Annotated in this window: 18 protein-coding genes; 8 read left to right on the top strand and 10 right to left on the bottom strand. The window is 61.2% G+C overall.

What is annotated here, in order from left to right; all coding sequences use genetic code 11:
- The first annotated feature begins 211 nt into the window (after positions 1-211).
- From V6F78_RS08265 to V6F78_RS08245, 5 genes are all read left to right on the top strand, one after another.
- Entirely contained in the window at positions 212-1,297 is a 1,086-nt protein-coding gene (locus V6F78_RS08265; protein ID WP_047296150.1) for a SagB/ThcOx family dehydrogenase, read from the top strand.
- Positions 1,294-2,262: a diiron oxygenase gene (locus V6F78_RS08260; protein ID WP_332726949.1), complete on the top strand. Its 969-nt coding sequence runs from the start codon at positions 1,294-1,296 to the stop codon at positions 2,260-2,262. The genes V6F78_RS08265 and V6F78_RS08260 overlap by 4 nt, the downstream gene beginning before the upstream one ends.
- Positions 2,255-3,448 (top strand): MFS transporter, encoded by a 1,194-nt coding sequence (locus V6F78_RS08255; protein ID WP_169862214.1) that lies wholly within the window; start codon positions 2,255-2,257, stop codon positions 3,446-3,448. The genes V6F78_RS08260 and V6F78_RS08255 overlap by 8 nt, the downstream gene beginning before the upstream one ends.
- A 234-nt stretch (positions 3,449-3,682) precedes the next feature.
- Complete coding sequence (ilvD, locus tag V6F78_RS08250; RefSeq protein ID WP_047279486.1) at positions 3,683-5,530, top strand: dihydroxy-acid dehydratase; 1,848 nt, start codon at positions 3,683-3,685, stop codon at positions 5,528-5,530.
- Positions 5,531-5,821: 291 nt separating this feature from the next.
- Positions 5,822-7,213, top strand: coding sequence for an L-cystine transporter (locus tag V6F78_RS08245; RefSeq protein WP_047278457.1), 1,392 nt, complete (start codon positions 5,822-5,824; stop codon positions 7,211-7,213).
- Positions 7,214-7,266: 53 nt separating this feature from the next.
- Here the strand turns inward: V6F78_RS08245 and V6F78_RS08240 are convergent, their stop codons facing one another.
- Positions 7,267-7,779: a dihydrofolate reductase gene (locus V6F78_RS08240; protein ID WP_332726948.1), complete on the bottom strand. Its 513-nt coding sequence runs from the start codon at positions 7,777-7,779 to the stop codon at positions 7,267-7,269.
- 91 nt (positions 7,780-7,870) lie between these two features.
- Here V6F78_RS08240 and V6F78_RS08235 point away from each other — a divergent pair, with 91 nt between their 5' ends.
- Both V6F78_RS08235 and V6F78_RS08230 read left to right on the top strand, forming a co-directional pair.
- Entirely contained in the window at positions 7,871-9,253 is a 1,383-nt protein-coding gene (locus V6F78_RS08235; RefSeq protein WP_047296154.1) for a DUF2868 domain-containing protein, read from the top strand.
- Positions 9,246-10,610: a DUF3482 domain-containing protein gene (locus V6F78_RS08230; protein WP_047296157.1), complete on the top strand. Its 1,365-nt coding sequence runs from the start codon at positions 9,246-9,248 to the stop codon at positions 10,608-10,610. The genes V6F78_RS08235 and V6F78_RS08230 overlap by 8 nt, the downstream gene beginning before the upstream one ends.
- A 26-nt stretch (positions 10,611-10,636) precedes the next feature.
- Here V6F78_RS08230 and V6F78_RS08225 read toward each other — a convergent pair whose 3' ends face one another.
- From V6F78_RS08225 to V6F78_RS08200, 6 genes are all read right to left on the bottom strand, one after another.
- The gene (locus V6F78_RS08225) at positions 10,637-11,770 is read right to left on the bottom strand and encodes a TIGR03364 family FAD-dependent oxidoreductase (protein ID WP_048375296.1); all 1,134 of its coding nucleotides are present in this window, start codon (positions 11,768-11,770) and stop codon (positions 10,637-10,639) included.
- Between the two features lie 22 nt (positions 11,771-11,792).
- Positions 11,793-12,815, bottom strand: a complete 1,023-nt coding sequence (locus V6F78_RS08220) for a putative 2-aminoethylphosphonate ABC transporter substrate-binding protein (protein WP_094990183.1) — start codon at positions 12,813-12,815, stop codon at positions 11,793-11,795.
- Positions 12,816-12,847: 32 nt separating this feature from the next.
- Positions 12,848-14,572, bottom strand: coding sequence for a putative 2-aminoethylphosphonate ABC transporter permease subunit (locus V6F78_RS08215; protein WP_047296163.1), 1,725 nt, complete (start codon positions 14,570-14,572; stop codon positions 12,848-12,850).
- A 1-nt stretch (position 14,573) separates the two neighbouring features.
- Positions 14,574-15,650 (bottom strand): putative 2-aminoethylphosphonate ABC transporter ATP-binding protein, encoded by a 1,077-nt coding sequence (locus V6F78_RS08210; protein WP_332726947.1) that lies wholly within the window; start codon positions 15,648-15,650, stop codon positions 14,574-14,576.
- Positions 15,651-15,764: 114 nt separating this feature from the next.
- Positions 15,765-16,628 (bottom strand): LysR family transcriptional regulator, encoded by an 864-nt coding sequence (locus tag V6F78_RS08205; RefSeq protein ID WP_047296166.1) that lies wholly within the window; start codon positions 16,626-16,628, stop codon positions 15,765-15,767.
- 16 nt (positions 16,629-16,644) lie between these two features.
- Positions 16,645-18,924 (bottom strand): heavy metal translocating P-type ATPase, encoded by a 2,280-nt coding sequence (locus V6F78_RS08200; protein WP_332726946.1) that lies wholly within the window; start codon positions 18,922-18,924, stop codon positions 16,645-16,647.
- 86 nt (positions 18,925-19,010) lie between these two features.
- Between V6F78_RS08200 and cadR the strand changes: the two genes are divergently transcribed.
- On the top strand, positions 19,011-19,460 hold the full coding sequence (cadR, locus tag V6F78_RS08195; protein ID WP_048375285.1) for a Cd(II)/Pb(II)-responsive transcriptional regulator: 450 nt from the start codon (positions 19,011-19,013) through the stop codon (positions 19,458-19,460).
- 54 nt (positions 19,461-19,514) lie between these two features.
- On the opposite strand, the gene V6F78_RS08190 is transcribed toward cadR, so the two are convergent.
- Genes V6F78_RS08190 through V6F78_RS08180 form a run of 3 tightly spaced genes read right to left on the bottom strand, consistent with a single transcriptional unit; the run spans position 19,515 to position 22,137 of the window.
- On the bottom strand, positions 19,515-20,486 hold the full coding sequence (locus tag V6F78_RS08190; RefSeq protein WP_169838856.1) for a thymidylate synthase: 972 nt from the start codon (positions 20,484-20,486) through the stop codon (positions 19,515-19,517).
- Positions 20,487-20,535: 49 nt separating this feature from the next.
- Positions 20,536-21,342: a prolipoprotein diacylglyceryl transferase gene (lgt, locus tag V6F78_RS08185; RefSeq protein ID WP_047296177.1), complete on the bottom strand. Its 807-nt coding sequence runs from the start codon at positions 21,340-21,342 to the stop codon at positions 20,536-20,538.
- A gap of 12 nt (positions 21,343-21,354) precedes the next feature.
- Positions 21,355-22,137 carry a sulfite exporter TauE/SafE family protein gene (locus V6F78_RS08180; protein ID WP_047279198.1) on the bottom strand — a complete coding sequence of 261 codons (783 nt, stop codon included), beginning with the start codon at positions 22,135-22,137 and terminating at the stop codon, positions 21,355-21,357.
- Positions 22,138-22,248 lie beyond the last annotated feature (111 nt).

Below are 22,248 nucleotides of genomic sequence, written 5' to 3'. Positions count from 1 at the left end.
GCAGTACGAAGTGACTGCACTTACTCCCTGAAGTCACCCACTTTTATGTAAGGAGCACGATGATGAAAGCCGTTTCTCTAGAAGTTAGCAAAATCGCCAACCTGGCCTGTCTGGCCGTCCCTCCTCAGCGCTAACGCAACGTCGCTGACAATGAAGCCGGGGCCTGCCGACACCCCGGCTTCATTACCTTCCCCTTCAGAGCTGTTGATCCATGCATATAAATCCTTACTTGTTTATATTGGCCCGGTCACCGCATCACATCGTCTGGAATTATTCCAATCACACGCAATTTGAACTCGACTTTCACTACAGCAAGCGATTAACCCAACTTATTAGCTGCCCTGAACTTTTCGACCCCAACAGCACTGTCGATCAGGACTTTCTGGCGGCCTCAATTATTACAGACGAAGAAATCCCCACACCGGAATGGGGCTGGGATGACCTCTCCCGAATCTTCCATATCGGCACCAAGAACCTGCCGCAGGAGCACATTCCTCAAGACGTCCATGAATGGGCCGTGCAGTACCTGGCACATTGCAACGAAGTCTTGAGCACCCCGGCCCCCGAGCCCAATCGTATCGACCCCCATAACGCCAATCTGGTGGCCCTGCCCGTGTGCAAGCCTGCCGACGCCTTGAAAGGTTCACTCGCCACTGCATTGATCAACCGCAAAACGTCCCGTTCTTTTACCGGGCAAAGCCTTTCATTGCGCCAACTCAGCACCTTGCTTTACCTGTCACTCGGCTATCTGAACGAACGTCGGGGCGAGATCAATCTGTCCATTCCACTGGGCATGGAAGCGCGTCGCAGCAGTCCTTCCGGCGGCGGACTCAACGCCTGCGAGGGTTATGTGTATGTGCAGCACGTGACCGGTCTCAAGGCTGGCGTGTATGCCTATTCAAGTGACCTGCATGCCCTGAGCCTCATCAGCCCGCTCCCGGACGAGCCTTTGGGCAAGCTGCTGTGCGGCCAGCATTTCATCAATACCCTGCCCGTCGGGCTGTTCATCACCTCGCGCTTCGACAAATTGTGGTGGAAGTACGAGCACTCACGGGCCTATCGCATGGCCTACGTTGAGGCCGGGCATATCGCTCAAACGTTCCAGCTTGTGGCCACACAGTTGGGGCTGGATACCTGGCTGACCGGTGCCCTGACCGATGACCGTGTAGAAGCGCTGCTGGGCCTGGACGACAGCCCCGAACAACCCTTGTTTTTTGTGGGCTGCGGCAAAGGCGACGGCCAAGTGCAATGCCAGGAGCTGATGGCGCTCATCCAGCACAAGGACCCCGCACCGTGAACAAACCCTGCCCCCAAAAAACGTGTGCCTCTCCTGCGCCCTACACGTTGGCTGGCTGGGACACCAACGCCAGCGTGCGACTGGATCGCGCCCCTTACGCCTTGCCTGCGGACCTTGAGTCCCAACTGGGCGATCGCCACTGGTTTGTGCCCGCGTTCATGCCTTACCTCGATCACCCGGACATCGTGCAGGCAGGCACGTCCGTGGTGCGGCGCCTGGAGGCCAATCAACTGGTGTACTTCCTCGACTACACCACGGTGCTGGAACACAAACTGGTTAACCGCGCGGTCGAGACCCTGATCCACAACGAACTCGGCCTTCACGTGCCGCTCGCCATGAAAAACGCCGCCTTGCAGCTGTACACCGACGAGGGCTATCACGCGCTGTTCTCCAACCAGATCGCCGAACAGGTGGCTGAGCTGTACGGCATCAACAACCGCTCCCGCCCCGCCCACCGCATCCAGCGCCTGCAGCATCAAATAGACATCTGCCGACCGGCGGACAGGGCTCTGCACTGGTTTTTGATCGGCTTTGTGTCCGAGACGATCATTGCCAAAGAGCTGCTCGGCGCCATCCATGTCCCGCTGGTGTCCACCGTGCTGGACATGTTCAAAAGCCATCTGGGGGACGAAGCCCGTCACAGCCGGTACTTTAGTGAAGTGTTCGCCCATGTGTGGTCGTTGCTCGATGACGTCCAGCGCGCCAAAGCGGCCACCCAGTTACTCACCCTCCTCGGCATCTTTTTCGAAAGCGACACCCGTTGGCTGAAAGAAAGCCTCGCCAGTGTCGACCTCAACCCGACCACCATCGAACAGATCTGCATCCAGTTGCAGCAGCCCGCCGTTCACCAACAACGCGTGCGTGCCGGGGCCAGAGCCACCGTGCTGGCGTTGGCCAATGCCGGTTTTTTCACCCTTGAGCACAACCGGCGACTGTTCTTGAGCGCGGGGTTTATGGATGCCTGAAACGCCAGCGACCAGACCGGGGCTGGCGATTTTCCTGTTGCTCAGCATGGTGGTGCTCGGGGTGTTCCCGCTGGACGTCGTATTGCCCTCATTCCCAGCCCTGGCTGACTACTTTCAACGAACACCGGGCGATATCGCACTGTCCATCAGCCTGTTCGCTATTGGCATTTCGCTTTCACAACTGCTCATAGGTCCGCTTTCTGACCGCATAGGGCGCAAATCCTTGCTGCTTGCGGGCATGGCCCTGTCGATTGTCGGCGCGGCGGGTTGCGTGCTGTCCACAGATTACGGCGGATTTCTGCTGTTCCGGTGCCTGCAGGCCGTCGGGTGCGGGTGTTTCGTTTTGTCTCAAGCCTTGATCCAAGACCTGTTCACCGGCAACCAACGGGACCAGCTGCGCATCCTTATGGTCACCGCCAGCGGGCTGGCGATCTCGCTCTCACCCCTGGCGGGCACCGTGTTGCAGGACGCCTTCGATTGGCCCGGCAGCTTCTGGGTGTTCATCGCGCTGGGGTTGACCGTCTGGGTCATTGCCTGGAGGCACTTAAGGGACAACCCCGCGCGCAATCCGTCCTCCCACAGCCTGCTGAGGGCCTACGCCCTTGTGTGCCGCAATCCCACGTTCATCAGCTACTGGTTGATATCGGCCATCGCTTTCGCCTGCCATTTTTCATTCATCGTCATGTCGCCCTTGTTGTTTCTGGAGCAACTGCACCTGTCCAGCTACACCTTCTCGCTGATATTGCTGGTGTACGGCGCAGCCTATGTGGGCGGCGGCGTGTTGGCTCATGGACTCAGCAAACGCATTAGCGCGAACCGGCAGATCATTGTCGGGCTGTTATTGATCGTTTTGGCGGGGGGCTTGATGGGGCTGCTGCACCGCCACGCAGGCTTGACGGTCTTTAACGTGCTGCTGCCCATGATGGTCTGCACCATGGGCATCACCATCGCCCGGCCAATTGCCACCTCACGGGCGATGGACGTCTTTCCTGATCTGGCAGGCACGGCGTCGTCAGCCGGCAGCGCGCTGATCTTCATCTGCGGCGGGGTTGTCAGTGCCTGGGTCAACCTCAGCCCGGCCAGCCTGCCAGTGACGCTGGCGACCACCTTCATGGCGCTGGGCCTGATTGCGCTGGGCTTGATCCTGGCCACCTGCCGACGCCTGCGCGAACAGCGCCCGGCATAGCCCTTGCTCTGTGGGCCGTGCGTTAGGCCCATTCCCTCCGCACGCCAGCCGTGTAGAATCGACGCATTCATCGCCAATCATCCCCGGCGGGTTTATGAGCTCAGGCCCAGACGCGCGGCGATCCCGCAGCGTTAACGGCAGCTTGCTGACACGTAGTCATTTTCTGTGTTGTCAGTCAGCGATTAGAAGCTCACTTCCCTGTTTGTTACCTGATTAGCCGCCCGGAGTTGCTCCATGCCTGACTATCGTTCGAAAACCTCCACCCATGGCCGCAACATGGCCGGTGCGCGCGCGTTGTGGCGCGCCACGGGGATGAAAGATGCCGACTTCAAGAAGCCGATCATCGCCATTGCCAACTCCTTTACCCAATTCGTGCCGGGCCACGTCCACCTCAAGGACATGGGCCAACTGGTCGCCCGCGAGATTGAGCGCGCAGGCGGCGTTGCCAAAGAATTCAACACCATCGCCGTGGACGACGGCATCGCCATGGGCCATGACGGCATGCTCTATTCGCTGCCGAGCCGCGAGATCATTGCCGACTCCGTGGAGTACATGGTCAACGCCCACTGCGCCGACGCCATCGTGTGCATTTCCAACTGCGACAAAATCACCCCCGGCATGCTGATGGCCTCGTTGCGCCTCAACATCCCGGTGATTTTCGTCTCCGGCGGGCCGATGGAAGCGGGCAAAACCAAGCTCGCCAGCCACGGCCTCGATCTGGTGGATGCCATGGTGATTGCAGCCGACTCCAGCGCTTCTGACGAGAAGGTTGCCGAGTACGAGCGCAGCGCCTGCCCGACCTGCGGTTCATGTTCCGGCATGTTCACCGCCAACTCGATGAACTGCCTGACTGAAGCCCTCGGCCTGGCGCTGCCGGGCAACGGCTCGACACTGGCCACCCACAGCGACCGCGAGCAACTGTTCCTGCAAGCAGGCCGCACCATCGTCGACCTGTGCCGCCAGTACTACGTCGAAAACGACGAATCGGTGCTGCCGCGCAACATCGCCAACTTCAAGGCATTCGAAAATGCCATGACGCTGGACATCGCCATGGGCGGCTCGACCAACACCATCCTGCATTTGCTGGCCGCCGCCCAGGAGGCCGAGATCGACTTCGACCTCAAGGACATCGACCGTCTGTCGCGCCACGTCCCGCAACTGTGCAAAGTGGCGCCGAACATCCAGAAGTACCACATGGAAGACGTGCACCGCGCTGGCGGCATTTTCTCCATCCTCGGCTCGCTGGCCCGTGGCGGCTTGCTGCACACCGACCTGCCGACGGTGCACAGCAAGACCATGGCCGACGCCATCGCCCAGTGGGACATCACCCAGACTGACAACGAAGCCGTGCACACCTTCTTCCGCGCGGGCCCGGCCGGCATCCCGACGCAAACCGCGTTCAGCCAGTCGACTCGCTGGGACACGCTGGACGACGACCGTGAAAACGGCTGCATTCGCAGCGTCGAACACGCTTACTCGCAGGAAGGCGGGCTGGCCGTGCTGTACGGCAACATCGCGCTGGATGGTTGCGTGGTGAAAACCGCCGGGGTCGATGAGTCGATTCACGTGTTCGAAGGCAACGCCAAAATCTTCGAAAGCCAGGACAGCGCCGTGCGCGGCATCCTCGCGGATGAAGTGCAGGCGGGCGACATCGTGATCATTCGCTACGAAGGCCCGAAAGGCGGGCCGGGCATGCAAGAGATGCTCTACCCCACCTCGTACCTCAAGTCCAAAGGGCTGGGCAAAGCCTGCGCCTTGCTCACCGACGGACGCTTCTCGGGCGGTACGTCGGGCCTGTCCATCGGCCACGCCTCACCGGAAGCTGCGGCGGGCGGCGCGATTGGCCTGGTACAGGACGGCGACAAAGTCCTGATCGACATCCCGAACCGCTCGATCAACTTGTTGGTCAGCGACGAAGAACTGGCGGCGCGCCGGGTCGAGCAGGACAAAAAAGGCTGGAAACCGGTCGAAGTGCGTCCACGCAAAGTCACCACGGCATTGAAGGCATACGCCTTGCTCGCCACCAGCGCCGACAAGGGCGCGGTACGTGACAAAGCCTTGCTGGACAAACTGGTGCCGTAACCCACCTCGCACCCCCCAAAAATCCCGGCCATGTGCCGGGATTTTTAATGAAGGGACAAAAGATATTCCCTACAGACATACCCAATGCAAAAGCTTAAAGGCGCCATCAGCTATGCTTCTCTATAAGCGACACGAGAGGCACAAACAACCTTCGGTCTGTCGACAGGCTTATTCCCAAATCAAAGGTAGTCATTCCAGAACGGTATATTTCTAGCTATATCAACCTGTTAGCATTTCCGGTTCGAAATTGTTACACCCCAAGACTGGTACAAGTCGCCCCTCGGAGCTTTCATGAATTACCCGCTGATCCTCAATCTGCTGGTGTTCCTCGCGTTGCTGTTCGGCTTGTCGCTGACCCGCCACACCGCGTGGAGCCTTGCTAAAAAAGTCCTGCTGGCGCTGGTTGTCGGTGTGATTTTCGGTCTTGGTTTGCACCTTATCTATGGTGCTGAAAACCCTACCCTGAAAACGTCCATCGGCTGGTTCGATCTGGTTGGCAGCGGCTATGTGCAGTTGCTGCAAATGATCGTGATTCCGCTGGTATTTGCGTCGATCCTGAGCGCCGTGGCGCGGCTGCATAACGCGTCGTCGTTGGGCAAGATCAGCTTTTTGACCATCGGCACCCTGCTGTTTACCACCATGATCGCAGCGCTGGTGGGCATCGGCCTGACCAACCTGTTCGGCCTCACGGCTGAAGGTCTGGTGGCGGGCGCTGCGGAGATGAGCCGCCTGCAGATCATTCAAAGCGATTACGCAGGGAAAGTGGCCGACCTGAATGTGCCGCAGCTGCTGCTGTCGTTTATCCCGCAAAACCCGTTTGCCGACCTGGCCCGCGCCAAGCCGACGTCGATCATCAGCGTGGTGATCTTTGCTGCATTCCTGGGCGTTGCCGCGCTGCAACTGTTCAAGGATGAGCCGGAAAAAGGCAGCAAAGTGCTCAACGCCATCGACACCCTGCAAGCCTGGGTGATGCGTCTGGTACGTCTGGTCATGAAACTGACCCCGTACGGCGTGCTGGCCCTGATGACCAAAGTGGTGGCGACGTCCAACCTGCAAGACATCATCAAACTCGGCAGTTTCGTGGTGGTGTCTTACATCGGCCTGGCGCTGATGTTCGTGATTCACGGGCTGATCGTGTCGCTGTCCGGGGTCAACCCGCTACGCTTCTTCCGCAAGGTCTGGCCGGTGTTGACGTTCGCGTTCACCAGCCGTTCAAGCGCAGCCAGTATTCCGTTGAGCATTGAGGCGCAAACCCGTCGCTTGGGGATTCCGTCATCCATTGCCAGCTTTGCGGCCTCGTTTGGCGCGACCATCGGTCAAAACGGCTGTGCCGGTCTGTACCCGGCCATGCTGGCCGTGATGGTTGCCCCGACCGTGGGCATCAACCCGCTGGACCCGTTGTGGATTGCAACGCTGGTGGCGATCGTGACGCTGAGCTCAGCCGGTGTGGCTGGCGTAGGCGGTGGCGCAACCTTCGCTGCGCTGATCGTACTGCCCGCGATGGGCCTGCCAGTGTCGCTGGTGGCGCTGTTGATCTCGGTTGAGCCGCTGATCGACATGGGCCGCACGGCCTTGAACGTGAGCGGTGCCATGGTGGCCGGTACGGTGACCAGCCAGATCATGAATGAGACGGATAAAGCCATTCTGGCTGAAGACGATCATGGCGAGCTGGCACACGCGTAACGCTTGACCCTCACCGACCCCTCTCCCCATGGGAGAGGGGCTTCAATGTTTGCTTAAGCCCTTTCCCACACTTCAAAACTGAACGCCGGTTTTCCGTCTTCAGCCGCATGCGGCTCGTTGGACACCAATGTCCACTGCGCCTGATCAAACTCAGGAAACCACGCATCACCTTCCGGGCTCAGGCCCACACGCGTCAGGTACAACCGGTCGGCATCCACCAGACCCTGGGTGTACAACTGCGCGCCCCCAATCAACATCACTTCGCTGACACCCTGTTCCACCGCCCAGGCCTGGGCGCGCGCGACGGCGGCATCGAGGGAGGCGAACACCTCGGCACCTTCGAGTTGCAAGCCGGTCTGACGACTGACGACAAGGTTCAACCGGCCCGGCAAGGGGCGGCCCAGCGAGTCCCAGGTTTTACGCCCCATGATGATGGGCTTGCCCAGGGTGGTGGCCTTGAAATATTTGAAATCCGCCGGCAAATGCCACGGCATGCTGTTGTCGACGCCGATCACGCGGTTTTCACCGAGGGCTGCGATCAGGCTGAGGGGGAGTGTTTTTTTCATGGGGGCGAGGATACCAGAGCGACCCGCGCCCGCAGTACCCCGTCCGGCGCCGCAGCGGTTATGCTCTTGGCTCACTTGAATGGATCGGCCTGTGACTCAACTCTCTCCTTTGCAACGCCTTTGGCTGACTGAAACCGTGCGTCTGCGCGAAGCACATGCAGGCCCGCTGGATGATCTGGAAGCCAACCGCCGCGCCCGCACTACCGGCGGCGACTTGCCCGCACGCATTGAAAACCGTGCCCTGTGGCTGGCCGAGCGCGACGGTTTGCTCAGCGCCATGCTGCATTGGCTGCAAGGCGCGCGACTGGCCCTGTTGGTGCTCGCGGTGATGGCTGTCGTCAGTGGTGCCGGGCTGGCCTTTGCGGCGCTGGGCAACGGCCAGACCCCGGTCAACGTGTTTTGGGCGCTGGGCAGTTTGCTCGGGCTCAACCTGATCCTGCTACTGAGCTGGGTGGTCGGCCTGGTGTGTGCCGGTGAGCACGGTGCGGGTCTGGGCCGATTGTGGCTATGGCTCAGTGAAAAACTCGCCCGCGATGCCAAGGCCGCACAGCTTGGCCCCGCGTTAGTGCTGTTGCTGCAACGGCGCAAGCTCAATCGCTGGGCCGTTGGCGCGCTGGTCAATGGCCTGTGGCTGCTGGCCATGCTCAGCGCGCTGGTGATGATGTTGTTGCTCATGGCCACGCGCCGCTACGGGTTTATCTGGGAGACCACGATCCTCGGCGCCGATGTGTTCGTCGCTGCCACACGGGCGCTGGGCGCACTGCCGAACTGGCTGGGTTTCAGCGTGCCCACCGTGGAGATGATCCTCGTCAGCACGGACAGCAGTCTCTACAACAACGAATTGGTTCGTCAGTCCTGGGCGATCTGGCTGGTCGGCGTTGTTCTGATCTATGGCGTGATCCCGCGCCTGCTGCTCTACGTTTTCTGCCGCTGGCGCTGGAAAACCGGACGCGACACCTTGCAGCTGGACCTCACCTTGCCCGGCTACAGCCAACTGCGCGAACCCTTAATGCCCAGCAGCGAGCGCCTGGGTGTCAACGACAGCGCGCCCGAACAGTTGCATCACGTGCAGGCCGGACAGTCGGCACTGCAAACCAATGGCGCACTGATCGTGGGCCTCGAACTCGACGACCAACAGCCATGGCCGCCCGCCTTGCCTGCCTCGGTCAAAGACGCTGGCATCCTCGACAGCCGCGAGTCACGGCAAACCCTGCTGGAGCAAATGACTCGCTTCCCGCCCGCGCGCCTGGCAATTGCCTGTGATCCGCGGCGCTCACCGGACCGCGGCAGCCTGGCGTTGATTGGTGAACTGGCGCGCAGTGCCGCCGCCACGCGGGTCTGGTTGCTGCAAGCTCCGCCCGGTCAGGCGCTGGACGCCGACCGTCTGAGTGACTGGCATGCCGCGCTGGAGCAACTGGGCCTGCCCTTTGCCGCCAGCGCGCCCTTGAACTGGCTGGAGACGGGCCATGACTAAGCCTCTGACGCTGGCCGTGGTCGGCCACACCAATGTCGGCAAGACCTCGCTTTTGCGCACCCTCACCCGGGATGTCGGCTTTGGCGAAGTCTCCCATCGCCCCAGCACCACCCGGCACGTTGAAGGGGCACGTCTGTCAGTGGACGGCGAAGCCTTACTGGAGTTGTACGACACGCCGGGGCTGGAAGATGCCATCGCCCTGCTCGACTACCTGGAGCGCCTCGACCGCCCCGGTGAACGCCTGGACGGCCCGGCCCGGGTGGCGCGCTTCTTGGAAGGCAGCGAGGCCAGACAGCGCTTCGAGCAAGAGGCCAAAGTCCTGCGCCAACTGCTGGCTTCGGACGCCGGGCTCTACGTGATCGATGCTCGCGAACCGGTGTTGGCCAAATACCGTGACGAACTCAGCGTGCTGGCCAGTTGCGGCAAACCACTGCTGCCGGTGCTCAATTTCGTCAGCAGTGCGCAACAGCGCGAACCCGAGTGGCGCGACGCCCTGGCGCGCCTCGGTTTGCATGCACTGGTGCGTTTCGACAGCGTCGCCCCGCCCGAGGATGGCGAACGGCGCCTGTATGAAAGCCTTGCGCTGCTGCTGGAGCACTCACGGGACGCGCTGCAGCGCCTGGTTACCGATCTGCAAGCCCAGCGCGAGGCCCGCAAGCACAGCGCGCTGCGCCTGATTGCCGAATTGCTGATCGACTGCGCGGCCTGTCGACGCAGCGTGGTCAGCGAAAAAACGGCCGAACAGGAGGCCATTCATCAACTGCGTCAGGCCGTTCGCCAGCGCGAACAACGTTGCGTGGAAGCCCTGCTCAAGCTCTACGGTTTTCGCGCCAGCGACGCTGCGGCCAGCGATTTGCCACTGCTGGACGGGCGCTGGGGCGATGACTTGTTCAACCCCGAAACCCTCAAACAACTGGGCGTGCGCGTGGGCGGCGGTATTGCCGCAGGCGCCGCGGCAGGTGCGGGCGTGGACTTGATGGTGGGTGGCCTGACGCTGGGCGCGGCAGCCTTGGCCGGAGCCATTGCCGGTGGCGCCCTGCAAACCGCGCGCAGTTATGGCAGCCGCTTGCTGGGCAAAATCAAAGGCCAGCGCGAACTGACCGTGGACGACAGCGTGCTGCGCCTGTTGGCCTTGCGCCAACGCCAATTGCTGCATGCGCTGAATGCCCGAGGGCATGCCGCCGTCGACAGCATCAAGGTCGCCACGCCACAAGAGACCACCTGGCGCGCAGGGAAGCTGCCAGAAGCGCTGAACAAGGCGCGGGCGCACCCGCAGTGGTCGTCACTCAACCCGCACCCGAAGCTGAGCCAGGCTGAGCGTCAGGAGCAGATTGAAGCGTTGGCCGAACAGATCTGAGCCCTAGCGCCCGCACGTCAGCCGCGTCACGCCTCCTGCAGCATACGGGCGATATTGCCCTCGGCCATGGCGGGCCCGATGCTCATGCCCACCCCGGTGTGCATGAGCGCGGCATGCAGGCCCGGTGCCACGTCCAGCCATGAGAAAGGTCTGGCCCCTTTGGCGCCGTACACCCCTTGCCAGCGTTCCACGACCTGCACGCGACAGCCGAGGGTGTCCTCACACAGTTGCAGCATCCAGTCATCAACCTGTTCGCCGTTGAAAGGCGATGGATCGTCGCCGTATTCGTGAGAATCCCCGACGATCAAATCGCCATAAGGGGTCGGGCTGATCAGCAGGTGAATACCGTGATCGTCCAGATGAGGGCTGTTGCACAGAATCTCCTCCTGCACGGCGGCGGCCTCGGGCAAATCGGCAAACGCCCCGTAATGCACGCAGCTCAGGCCCGTGAGCAAAGCATGTTGCAGGTTCAACGCCACCTGCGGGCGCACACGCAACATTTGCAGGCGACAGATTTTAGGCGCGAGCTGCGCCATGGGCGCTGCCAGCAGGGTTTGGTAATCGTGGCCCGAACAGACAATCACCTGCGCGCCTTTGAAGCGGCCCGCGGTGGTGTGCACCACGCCCGGTTCGACGTCGCGCACCAGGGTTGAGAAATGAAACACGACGCCCAGCGCGTTGCGCAGGTACTCGATCAACGCCGGGATGGCTTCGCGGGAATAGACTTGTTGGTCGTCCAGGCCATGCAACGCGGCGCGGTGATGCTTGAACTGGCCGCCATACAGGGTGCCGAGATCACGGGCGCCGAGCCATTCGGCACGGTAGCCATATTCCTGTGCGCGGCCCTGACAGAATGCATCGAGCAGTTGTTCTTCGGCTTCGGTGCGGGCGAACAGATACGAGCCGTTGCGCTTGAGGTCGAAGCCCGCCTGCCGGGACCAGTCTGCCCACATGCTGCGGCTGGCGCGGGCCAGGTCCAGCATCTCGCCGGGTGGCTGGCCCGTGACCAGCGCTTGACCGAAGTTGCGCACCGACGCGCCCAGTGGCGTGGCCGTGCGCTCGAACACCCGCACCTTGAGGCCGCGCCGGGCTGCCGCGTAGGCGTGAGACAGGCCAAGAATCCCGGCACCGACGATCAAAATCGAGTTGGAATCGGACATAGCGAACTCCTCGGGTGGCCCTTTACTGCGCGGCTTTTTCAGTCTTGCCGTCGTAACGCTTACGCCACTCGGTCAAAATCTGGTCGCGGTTTTTCGAGGCCCAGGCGAAGTCGTTTTTGATCAAACGCTGCTCATAGTCGGCAGGCAGTTCGGTCTGCGGCTTGGCGATCCCCGGCTGGGCCAATACCGCAAAGTTCTCTTTGTACAGTTCCATGGCTTCAGGGCTGGCCGAGAAGTCTGCCAGCTTTTTCGCCGCCTCTTGGTGGGGCGTGCCTTTGATCACCGCCGTGGCCTCGATCTCCCAACCCAGGCCTTCTTTGGGCAAAACGATGTCCAGCGGCGCGCCCTGGCGCTTGAGCTGCACGGCCGGGTATTCAAACGAAATACCGATCGGGAATTCACCCGCAGCCGCCAACTTGCAGGGCTTGGAGCCAGAGTGAACGTATTGCCCGATGTTCTGATGCAGATCGTCCATGTACTGCCAGCCCTGCTTTTCACCGAAGGTTTGCAGCCACGCGCTCACGTCCAGAAACCCCGTCCCGGATGACGCCGGGTTAGGCATCACGATTTTGCCCTTGTATTCGGGCCGGGTCAGGTCTTGCCAGCTCACGGGCTTGGTCAGGCCCTGTTTTTCAGCCTCGATGGTGTTGAAGCAAATCGTCGCGGCCCACACGTCCATCCCCACCCAGGCCGGCGGGTTGGCCGCGTCGCGGTAGTTCGGCCCGATCTTGCCCAGGTCGTGGGGCGCGTAGTGTTGCAACATCCCTTGCTGGTCGAGGATCGCCAGACTGGACGCCGCCAGCCCCCACACCGCATCCGCCTGTGGACGCGCTTTCTCGGCCAGCAGTTTGGCGGTGATGATGCCGGTGGAGTCACGCACCCACTTGATTTCCACGTCCGGGTTGGCCTTTTCGAAGGCTTTTTTGTAGGTGTTGAGCTGTTCGGCTTCGAGGGCCGTGTACACGGTCAACTGGGTGTTGGCAGCAAACGCGTTGACGCTAAAAGCCGTGAGGACAGCAGCGACAAGGGCAAGAGGCTTGAACATGGTGCGGTTCCTTTGAGTGAGTGAAGGACGGATCATTGCGCCGGGGCGCCTTGGCGCCAGGCTTGCGAACGGCGCAGCAAGCCGCGCGAGGCAGCGGCCAGCAGCAGGGAGACACCCGCCGAGGTCAACAGAATCAGGGTCGACATGGCGGCGGCGCCGCCCACGTTGCCCGCGTCATCCATGTTCAGCACGGCCACCGCCGCGAGGAGGGTGTCGGGGCTGTAGAGGAAAATCGCGGCCGACACGGTGGTCATGGCCGATACAAACAGATAACGCACGATGTCCAGCAGCGCCGGCAGGCAGATCGGCACCGTGACCCGCAGGTAATGGCGATACAGCGGGGCCTTGAGCGATAACGCGGCGGCTTCGAACTCGGCATCCAGTTGGCGCAGGGCCGTGGTGGCGGTCATTTGCGCAGTGGTCAAATAATGAGCAATGGTGCACACCACCAACAGCGTCATGGTTGCGTACAGCACATGCAGCGGGTTGCCGGTCAGGTTGAAAAAGAACACGTAGCCCAACCCCAACACGAGGCCCGGCACGGCCATGGGCACAAAGCTGAGCATGCGCAGGGCCAGGTTAAGCCCCTTCTGGCTGTTGGTTTTCTCCATCAGGTACGCGCCGGTGAAGATCACTGCGCTGCCGATCAACGCCGTCCACAGTGCCATGGTCAGGCTGTTGCGATAGGCCAGCCAGCCGCCCCCGGCCGTGTCGTTGAATTGATAGTGGTTGAGCGACAGCGACAGGTTATAGGGCCAGAACGTGACCAGCGACGAATACACCGCCATGCCGAACACCGTCAGCAAGACCGCGCACATCAGCAGCACGATGGCCAGATAACAGCCGTCGCGCACCTTGCCCGGCGCCGGTGTGAAGACGTGAGCACGGCCGCTCATGGCGTCGCCGTGTTGCCGGCGCAGCCACGCATCGACGCCAAAACTGAACAGCGCAGGCAGCAGCAAGACCATGCCGATCAAGGCACCCCGGCCAAATTGTTGCTGCCCGACCACGGCTTTGTAGGCTTCCAGCGCCAGCACCTGATAGTCGCCCCCCACCACCACGGGCACGCCAAAATCGGTGATGGTCAGGGTGAACACCAGACAGAACGCGGCAAACACGGCCTGGCGTGTGCCGGGCCAGGTGATGCTGCGAAACGCTTTGAAAGGCCCGGCGCCCATGCTGGACGCGGCATCGAACAGGCGAGCGTCGGCCAGCGACAGCGCCGAGAGCAAAATCATCAGCGCATGCGGAAAGGTATAAATCGCCTCCCCCAGCACGATTCCCCAAAAGCCATAAATGTTGTCCGGGACCAGACCGCGCAACAGGCCCTGATTGCCGAACAGGTAGACCAGCGCAATACCCGGCAGCATGGACGGGGCCATCAACGGCAACAGCGATAGCCCGCGCCAGACACGTTTGCCGGGGATCAGAGTGCGTTGCAACGCGTAGGCAAACAGGTAGGCCAGCGGTACGACAATCACCGCCACGCTCAGCGAAACCTTCAGGCTGTTGCCGAGCAACCAATGAAAGTTGTCACTGACCAACAGTGCCCGTGCCGCCACCCAGCCGCCGCCCTGCCCGTCTTCTGCGCTGAAGCCGCGCCAGAAGATCGCCAGCAACGGCATCAACACCGCGACGACCAACAGCAGCAATAACAGCCATTTGCCGCCGACCACGAAAATCCGGTCGCCCAGTTCGGCACGTGACAAGCGGTGAGTCAATTTGCCGGGCAGTGGCAACGCCATGTCCGCGGCCATCTCAGGCAAACACCTGCAAACTGGCGGGCGGCAAGGCGACCAGAATGTCCTGATTACCGAGGCGCGGCAGGTCATGGCTGCTCACTTCGGCCATCAGCGCATGACCCGGCAAATGGTTGAGCTCAAAGCGCATGCGGCAACGGTTGCCGAGAAAGGTGATCTCCTGCACACGGGCGGGAAACAGGTTTTCCTGATGCAGCACCGGATTAACAGTGATTGCTTCGGGCCGGCAGAACAACCGACCTGAGGCGCCATGGTCGGTGTTATCCGCCAGCCGCACGTTCAGGCCGCCAACCTGTGCATGGCTGTCGCTGCTGCGCTGGAACGGCAGCCAATTGCCCTGCCCGACAAACTCGGCCACAAACGGCGTAGCAGGCCGGTTGTAAATCGCCTGGGGCGTGTCGTATTGCTCGACCTTGCCATGGTTCATCACCGCAATACGGTCGGCCATCAGCATGGCTTCGTCCTGATTGTGAGTGACCATCAGCGTGGTGATGCCGAGCTGGCGCTGCAATTGACGCAGCTCGGTACACAAATGCTCGCGCACCCTGGCATCCAGGGCCGACATGGGTTCATCGAGCAACAGCAGCGAAGGCGACGGCGCCAGTGCCCGGGCCAGTGCGACACGTTGTTGCTGACCGCCCGAGAGCTGGCCGGGGAATTTCTTCTCGCTGCCGGTCAGGCCCACCAGCGCCAGCATTTCGCAGACCCGTTTGCGCACTACGTCGCGATTGCTGCCCGCCAGCCCGTAGGCGATGTTGGCTTCGACGCTGAGATTGGGAAACAAGGCGTAGGACTGAAACAGAATCCCGTAATCCCGTGCTTGAGGGGCGAGGTCGGAGACATCGCGGCTGCCCAGGTACAACACGCCGCTGTCCTGGCGTTCGAGCCCGGCAATGCAACGCAGCAGCGTGGTCTTGCCGCAGCCGGACGGCCCGAGCAGACACACCAGCTCGCCTGCGGCCACATCCAGCGACACATCATCCAGCGCGGTGAAGGCGCCGAAGCGTTTGCTCACATTGCGCACCTGCATCGGTACGCCGGGTTGGGACAAAACGGTTGCGTTGGAGCGGTTCATGGATGCACCTCATCAAGCAGATGAGCGTCATCCTAGAGAGGCAATGCGTACAAGATGTGGCAGCAAGGCAAAAGCTGCCGATAGTGGTATTGGTGGATTTGGGTGAGGGACTTTTCAGCAGCCCGACATTTCCTGCGCCAACCCCAAGAAGGCCGCTGGCAAACGCGCCGCCTTTCGCTCTTTAAGGCAGTACAGGTATTCGTGAATCACGGGCGCGCTTTCCAGCGTCAGCACCCGCAACTGGGGATCGTGCGGCACTTCCTGACGGGCGATGATGCTGATGCCTATGTTGCGCAAAACGGCTTCACGAATGGACTCGCGACTGCCGATCTCCAGCAGCGGGCCAAAGCCCACACCGGCGGTGGCCAGCAGGTCTTCAGTCAGACGACGGGTGGTCGAACCCTGTTCGCGCATCAACAGGCAATGCCCGGCCAATGCACTGAGCGGCACATGATCCAAAGCGGCCAGCGGGTGATTGCGATGCACCGCCAGTACCAGCGGGTCCGAGCCCAGCACGCGGCGTATCAGACGCGGGTCTTCCAGTAGTTGCGAGGACACCGCAATGTCGACGCGATACTCCTCCAGCGCCTCCAGGACTTGCTGCGAATTGCCGATGTCCACCGACACGTCGATCTGCGGCAAACGCTCGCGAAAGGCTTTGACCAGATCGAGGATGTAATACGGCGCGGTCGCGGCGATACGCAATGCGCCCGTGCCCTGGCCGCTGTTGCGCAGGAAGAATTCGATGTCCGCTTCTTGCTGGAGTAACGCCTTGACCATCGGCATCAAGCGCACGCCGTCTTCGGTCAAGGTCAGACGGCGTCCTCCACGGTAGAACAGCTCCACGGCGTACTGGCTTTCAAGCTGGCGAATCTGCGTGGTCACCGTCGGCTGGCTGAGCCCGAGCTTTTTCGCAGCCTGCGTCATGCTGCCCAATTGGGCCACCCGGTAAAACGCTTTCAGCTCGGCACTCAGCACTGCGGCCTCTCTTGATCTATTTGCGCAACAGGCGCAACCCGTTGAACACCACCAACAGGCTTACGCCCATGTCGGCAAACACGGCCATCCACATGGTGGCCAGACCGAGGAAGGTTACCGCAAGAAAGATCGCTTTGATGACCAGCGCCAACGCGATGTTCTGCTTAAGGATGCTGGACGTTTGACGTGACAGGCGAATGAATGCCGGAATTTTGCGCAGATCATCGTCCATCAGGGCGACATCGGCCGTTTCTATCGCCGTATCGGTGCCTGCCGCCGCCATGGCGAAACCGATTTCGGCCCGTGCCAGGGCCGGGGCGTCGTTGATCCCGTCACCGACCATGCCGACGTGATGGCCTTTGGCATACAGCGCTTCAATGGCCTTCAGTTTGTCCTCCGGCAGCAGGTTGCCTTGCGCTTCGTCGATGCCCACTTGCGCGGCAATGGCCTTGGCCGTGTGCGGGTTGTCACCGGTCAGCATGAGGGTTTTGATGCCCAGCGCGTGCAACTCGGCAATCGCTTCGCGGCTGGAAGCCTTGACCGTGTCGGCAACGGCAAACAGCGCCATGGGGCCTGCGCTGTCGCACAACAGGATCACCGTCTTGCCCTGCTGCTCCAAGGCGAACAGTTTTTCTTCCAGCTCAGGGGAGCACAGGCCCAGTTCTTCCACCAGACGATGGTTGCCCAAGTGATAAAGCGTGCCGTCGATTTCGCCCCGCACGCCACGCCCGGCCAGTGCGGTGAAGTTATCCACAGCGCGCCATGCCTGTTTTTTATCCACAGCGGCATTGGCCACTGCCAGCGACACCGGGTGATCGGAACGCGAGGCTAGGCTGGCGGCCAGCAATACGGCACTGTCAGCCACCAGCGGGTCCAGCGGCAGGTAATCGGTTTGCACCGGCTTGCCGTGGGTGATGGTGCCGGTTTTATCCAGCGCCAGGTAGTCGAGTGTGTGACCGCTTTCGAGGTAAACCCCGCCTTTGACCAGGATGCCTTTGCGCGCCGCAGCCGCTAGCCCGCTGACGATGGTCACGGGGGTCGATATCACCAGCGCGCACGGGCACGCCACCACCAACAACACCAGCGCGCGGTAAACCCAGTCAAACCACGAGCCGCCCATGAGTAACGGCGGAACTACGGCCACGGCCAGCGCGAACAGGAACACCACGGGTGTGTAGATTTTGGCGAAGCTGTCGACGAAACGCTGGGTCGGGGCCCGGGCACCTTGGGCTTGTTCCACGGCATGGATGATGCGCGCCAGTGTGGAGTGGTTGGCCGCCGCTGTGACGCGGTACTCCAATGATCCCGCCTGATTGATGGTGCCGGCGAAGACTTTATCGCCCACTGTCTTCTCAATCGGCAGGCTTTCGCCGGTGATAGGCGCCTGATCGATGGTTGAACGGCCTGACACCACTTCGCCATCCAGGCCAATGCGCTCACCAGGGCGCACGCGCACGATGGCCTCCAGGGCGATGTCTTTGACGTCCAGCTCAAGCCAGCCGCCGTCTGCCTGCTGCACGGTGGCTTTGTCAGGCGCCATTTGCATCAGGCCACCGATGGCATTGCGGGCGCGGTCGAGGGATTTGGCTTCGATCAGCTCGGCCACGGTAAACAGGAACATCACCATCGCCGCTTCAGGCCATTGGCCAATCAAGATGGCACCGGTCACAGCGATGCTCATGAGCGCGTTGATGTTGAGGTTGAGGTTTTTCAGGGCAATCCAGCCCTTTTTGTAGGTGGTCAGACCGCCGCTGAAGATCGACACCAGCGCCACCAGCGCAATCACCCAGGTCGGCGCGGCATTCGTGAAGTGCAACACTTCTGCGGCCAGTGCTCCCACGCCGGACACTGCAAGCGGCCACGCGTGTTTTTTCTCGACAGGCGCAGGCGGACTATCGCTGCCCGATTCCAACGGATCGGCCTGCATGCCGAGGGACTTGATCGCCTCGACTATAGGGTCGGTAGACGGCAGGTCGTGGGTCACGCCGAGCACGCGGTTGATCAGGTTGAATTCCAGTTGCTGCACACCCGCCAGCTTGCCCAATTTGTTCTGAATGAGCGTTTTTTCGGTCGGGCAGTCCATCGCTTCAATGCGGAAGCTGCTCAGCCGGGCGCCTGCCGTGGGCGCAGCGCTGAGTTTAATCACGCTCGGACCTTCGGCCGCCGAACAGCAACTGTGGGCATGGGCCTCAGGCGCATGCGTGGCGCCGTGATCGTGATCGTGATCGTGATCGTGATCGTGATCGTGATCGTGATCAGCGTGCGGTTTGTGCGGGGTGTGGATGGAATCGCTCATCAGGGTGCGTCCAGAAAAGGTGCTTGTTGCCAAGTAAAGACCCTGTAGCCACTATAGGGTCAAGCAACCTTTCGGAGAGAGGCGTAATGAAAATCGGGGAACTGGCGAAATTGACCGACTGTCAGGTCGAAACTATCCGTTATTACGAGCGCGAAGGGCTGCTGCCGGAGCCGGCGCGCAGTGAGGGTAATTATCGGTTGTACACCCAGACACACGTTGAGCGACTCACGTTTATCCGCAATTGCCGCAGCCTGGACATGACCCTTGAAGAGATCCGCAGCCTGCTGAACCTGCGCGACAGCCCGCAGGGTCAATGCGAAAGCGTCAACGCGCTGATTGACGAGCACATTCATCACGTCAAGACACGTATTGACGGGTTGCTCGCCTTGCAGACACAACTGCTCGACCTGCGCCAACGTTGCAGCGAAGGGCCTGAGGGTGAACCTTGCGGGATTTTGCAGCAGCTGGAAGTCAGTGGCGCCGTGAGTGCGCCGGAAGGCGAGCTCAGCCATGTGGGCAGAAGCCACGGGCACTGAAACAACCCCCGCGTGACTGCCACCGGTTGCGGCCGCCACGTGGGGCAGAACGGATTAAACCGCCATCGGCGCGGTCATGGGCGCATGGTGCTGATAGCCTTCGAGGCTGAAGTCGCTCGGCTCGATCAGTTCCAGCCATTCAGGCTGGTACACGCCCGTCTTGGCAAACTCGGGCACGCGCTCCGAAATCACCAGTTTGGGCATCGGGAACGGCTCGCGGGTCAGTTGTTCGTTGAGCATGTCCAGGTGGTTTTCATATACGTGGGCATCGCCAATGAAGTAGGTGAACCAGCGCGGCGTATAGCCGGTCAGGCGGCCGATCAGGCTCAGTAAGGCGGCGCCTTCCGTCAGGTTGAACGGCGTGCCCAGGCCCAGGTCGTTGGAGCGGATGTAGAGCGTCAGGGAGATTTCCTTAGTCTCAACATTGGGGTGGAACTGGTACAGCAAGTGGCACGGCGGCAGGGCCATTTCGTCGAGTTGGGCGCAGTTCCAGCCATGGAACAGGATACGGCGGCTGCCGGGGTCGTTGATGATCGTGTCGACGCACTGGCGCACCTGATCGATGGCCTTGTAGAGCACCACGTACGGTTGGCCGTCTTCTTCACCTTCGGCGATCTGACGGTAGCCCTGGCTCAGGCAACGTTCGATGGCCGCCCGATTGCTGCGGGCAACCTGCTTGTACGCGGGCCATTTGCGCCATTGCACGCCATAGATTTCGCCAAGGTCGTCTTCACCCTGACGGAACGGGTTGGCCAGCCACTGGGCGTTTTCATTGGCGTTCTGGTCCCAGACTTTGCAGCCCAGGGCGCGGAAGTCAGCCGCGCTGTTGACCGGACGCAAGAAACCGCACATCTCGCCGATGGCCGACTTGAACGCCATGCGTCGGGTGGTGATGGCCGGAAAGCCTTCCTTGAGGTCGTAGCGCAACATGGCGCCGGGCAGACTGATGGTCTTCACACCGGTACGGTTGGCTTGCAGGGTGCCGTTTTTAATGACGTTGGCAACGAGGTCGAGATATTGCTTCATGGTTTTCCTACCGTTTGAATGCAGGGCCGCGCAGCCCTGCGATTCGAATTTAGTGCGCTGCTTGGCGGGCCGCCGGATCGCGGTGGTACGCCCACCCGATCAAGAACAGGCCACCGAGAATCATCGGGATGCAGAGAATTTGACCCATCGTCACCCAGCCGAACGCCAGATAGCCTAGCTGAGCATCCGGCACGCGGACGAACTCGACGATGAAACGGAAAATCCCGTAGAACAGGGCGAACATGCCGGAAACGGCCATGGTCGGGCGCGGTTTGCGCGAGTACAGCCACAGGATCAGGAAGAGTGCCACACCTTCGAGGGCAAACTGGTAAAGCTGCGACGGGTGACGCGCCAGTTGCTGCGGATCGGTCGGGAAAATCATCGCCCAGGGCACGTCGCTCGCCTTGCCCCACAACTCGGCATTGATGAAGTTGCCGATACGCCCGGCACCCAGGCCAATCGGCACCACCGGCGCAATGAAGTCCATGATCTGAAAGAACGACTTGTTGTTGCGCTTGCCGAACCACCAGGTCGCCAGCATCACGCCGATCAGCCCGCCGTGGAACGCCATGCCGCCCTTCCACACTTCAAAGATCAGCAGCGGGTTGGCGATATAAGCGCTCAGGTCGTAAAACAACACATAGCCCAAACGCCCGCCGACGATCACGCCCATCGCCACCCAAAACACCAGGTCGGAGAGTTTCTCTTTGGTCCAGGTCGGGTCGAAGCGGTTCAGGCGGCGCGACAGGATCAGCCAGGCGGCGCCAATGCCGATCAGGTACATCAAGCCGTACCAATGGATTTTCAGCGGGCCGATGGCCAATGCCACCGGGTCAATCTGCGGGTAAGGCAGCATTGCGACTCCTTGTTAGATCAGGAAACTCAAACCGACACAGAACAACAGTGCGGCAAACAGCCGTTTCAGCAAGCGCGGCGATAGTGTGTGGGCCAAACGCGCACCAAAACGGGCGAAAAACATGCTGGTCAGGGCAATCCCGAGCAGCGCCGGCAAATACACAAAACCGAGACTATGCGCGGGCAGGTCGGGGTTGTGCCAGCCAATGATCATGAAACTTAATGCACCTACCAACGCAATCGGCAGCCCGCAAGCGGCCGACGTGGCCACGGCTTGCTGCATCGGCACACTGCGCCAGCTCAGGAACGGCACGGTCAAGGAGCCACCGCCCACCCCGAAAATCGCCGACGCCCAGCCAATCACAGTGCCCGCGAGGGTCAGACCGACTTTACCCGGCACCGTTCGGCTGGCTTTGGGTTTGAGTTCAAGCGCCATTTGCACGGCGATGACCAAGGCAAAAACGCCAATGATTTTCTGCAAATGAGGACCGGCAATCGCTTCGGCCGTCAGCGCACCGATGCCCGCGCCGATCAAAATGCCCAGCGCCATCCACACAAACAGTGGCCAGCGCACCGCGCCTTTGCGGTGGTGTTCGCGGATCGAATTGATCGAGGTAAAGATGATCGTGGCCAATGAGGTGCCCACGGCCAGATGGGTCAGCACCTCGGGGTTGAAGCCCTGCAAGGTGAAACTGAACACCAGCACCGGGACGATGATGATGCCGCCCCCGACCCCGAACAAACCGGCCAATACCCCGGCAAAGCCTCCCAGCACCAGATAGAGCAGAAATTCCATGACGCCCCCCAAATTTGACCCGCATGGTAACGGAGCAAGGGCTTGGGCTCCACACATGGCGCGAGACGCCTGAGCAATCTATAAGTACAGGGGTTAAAAAAACATTAAGGA

This window comes from Pseudomonas sp. ESBL9, from assembly GCF_036668715.1.
Lineage (GTDB): Bacteria > Pseudomonadota > Gammaproteobacteria > Pseudomonadales > Pseudomonadaceae > Aquipseudomonas > Aquipseudomonas lundensis.
The sequence above is the reverse complement of the archived record's forward strand: the minus strand, read 5'-3'. Positions and strand labels throughout refer to the sequence as shown.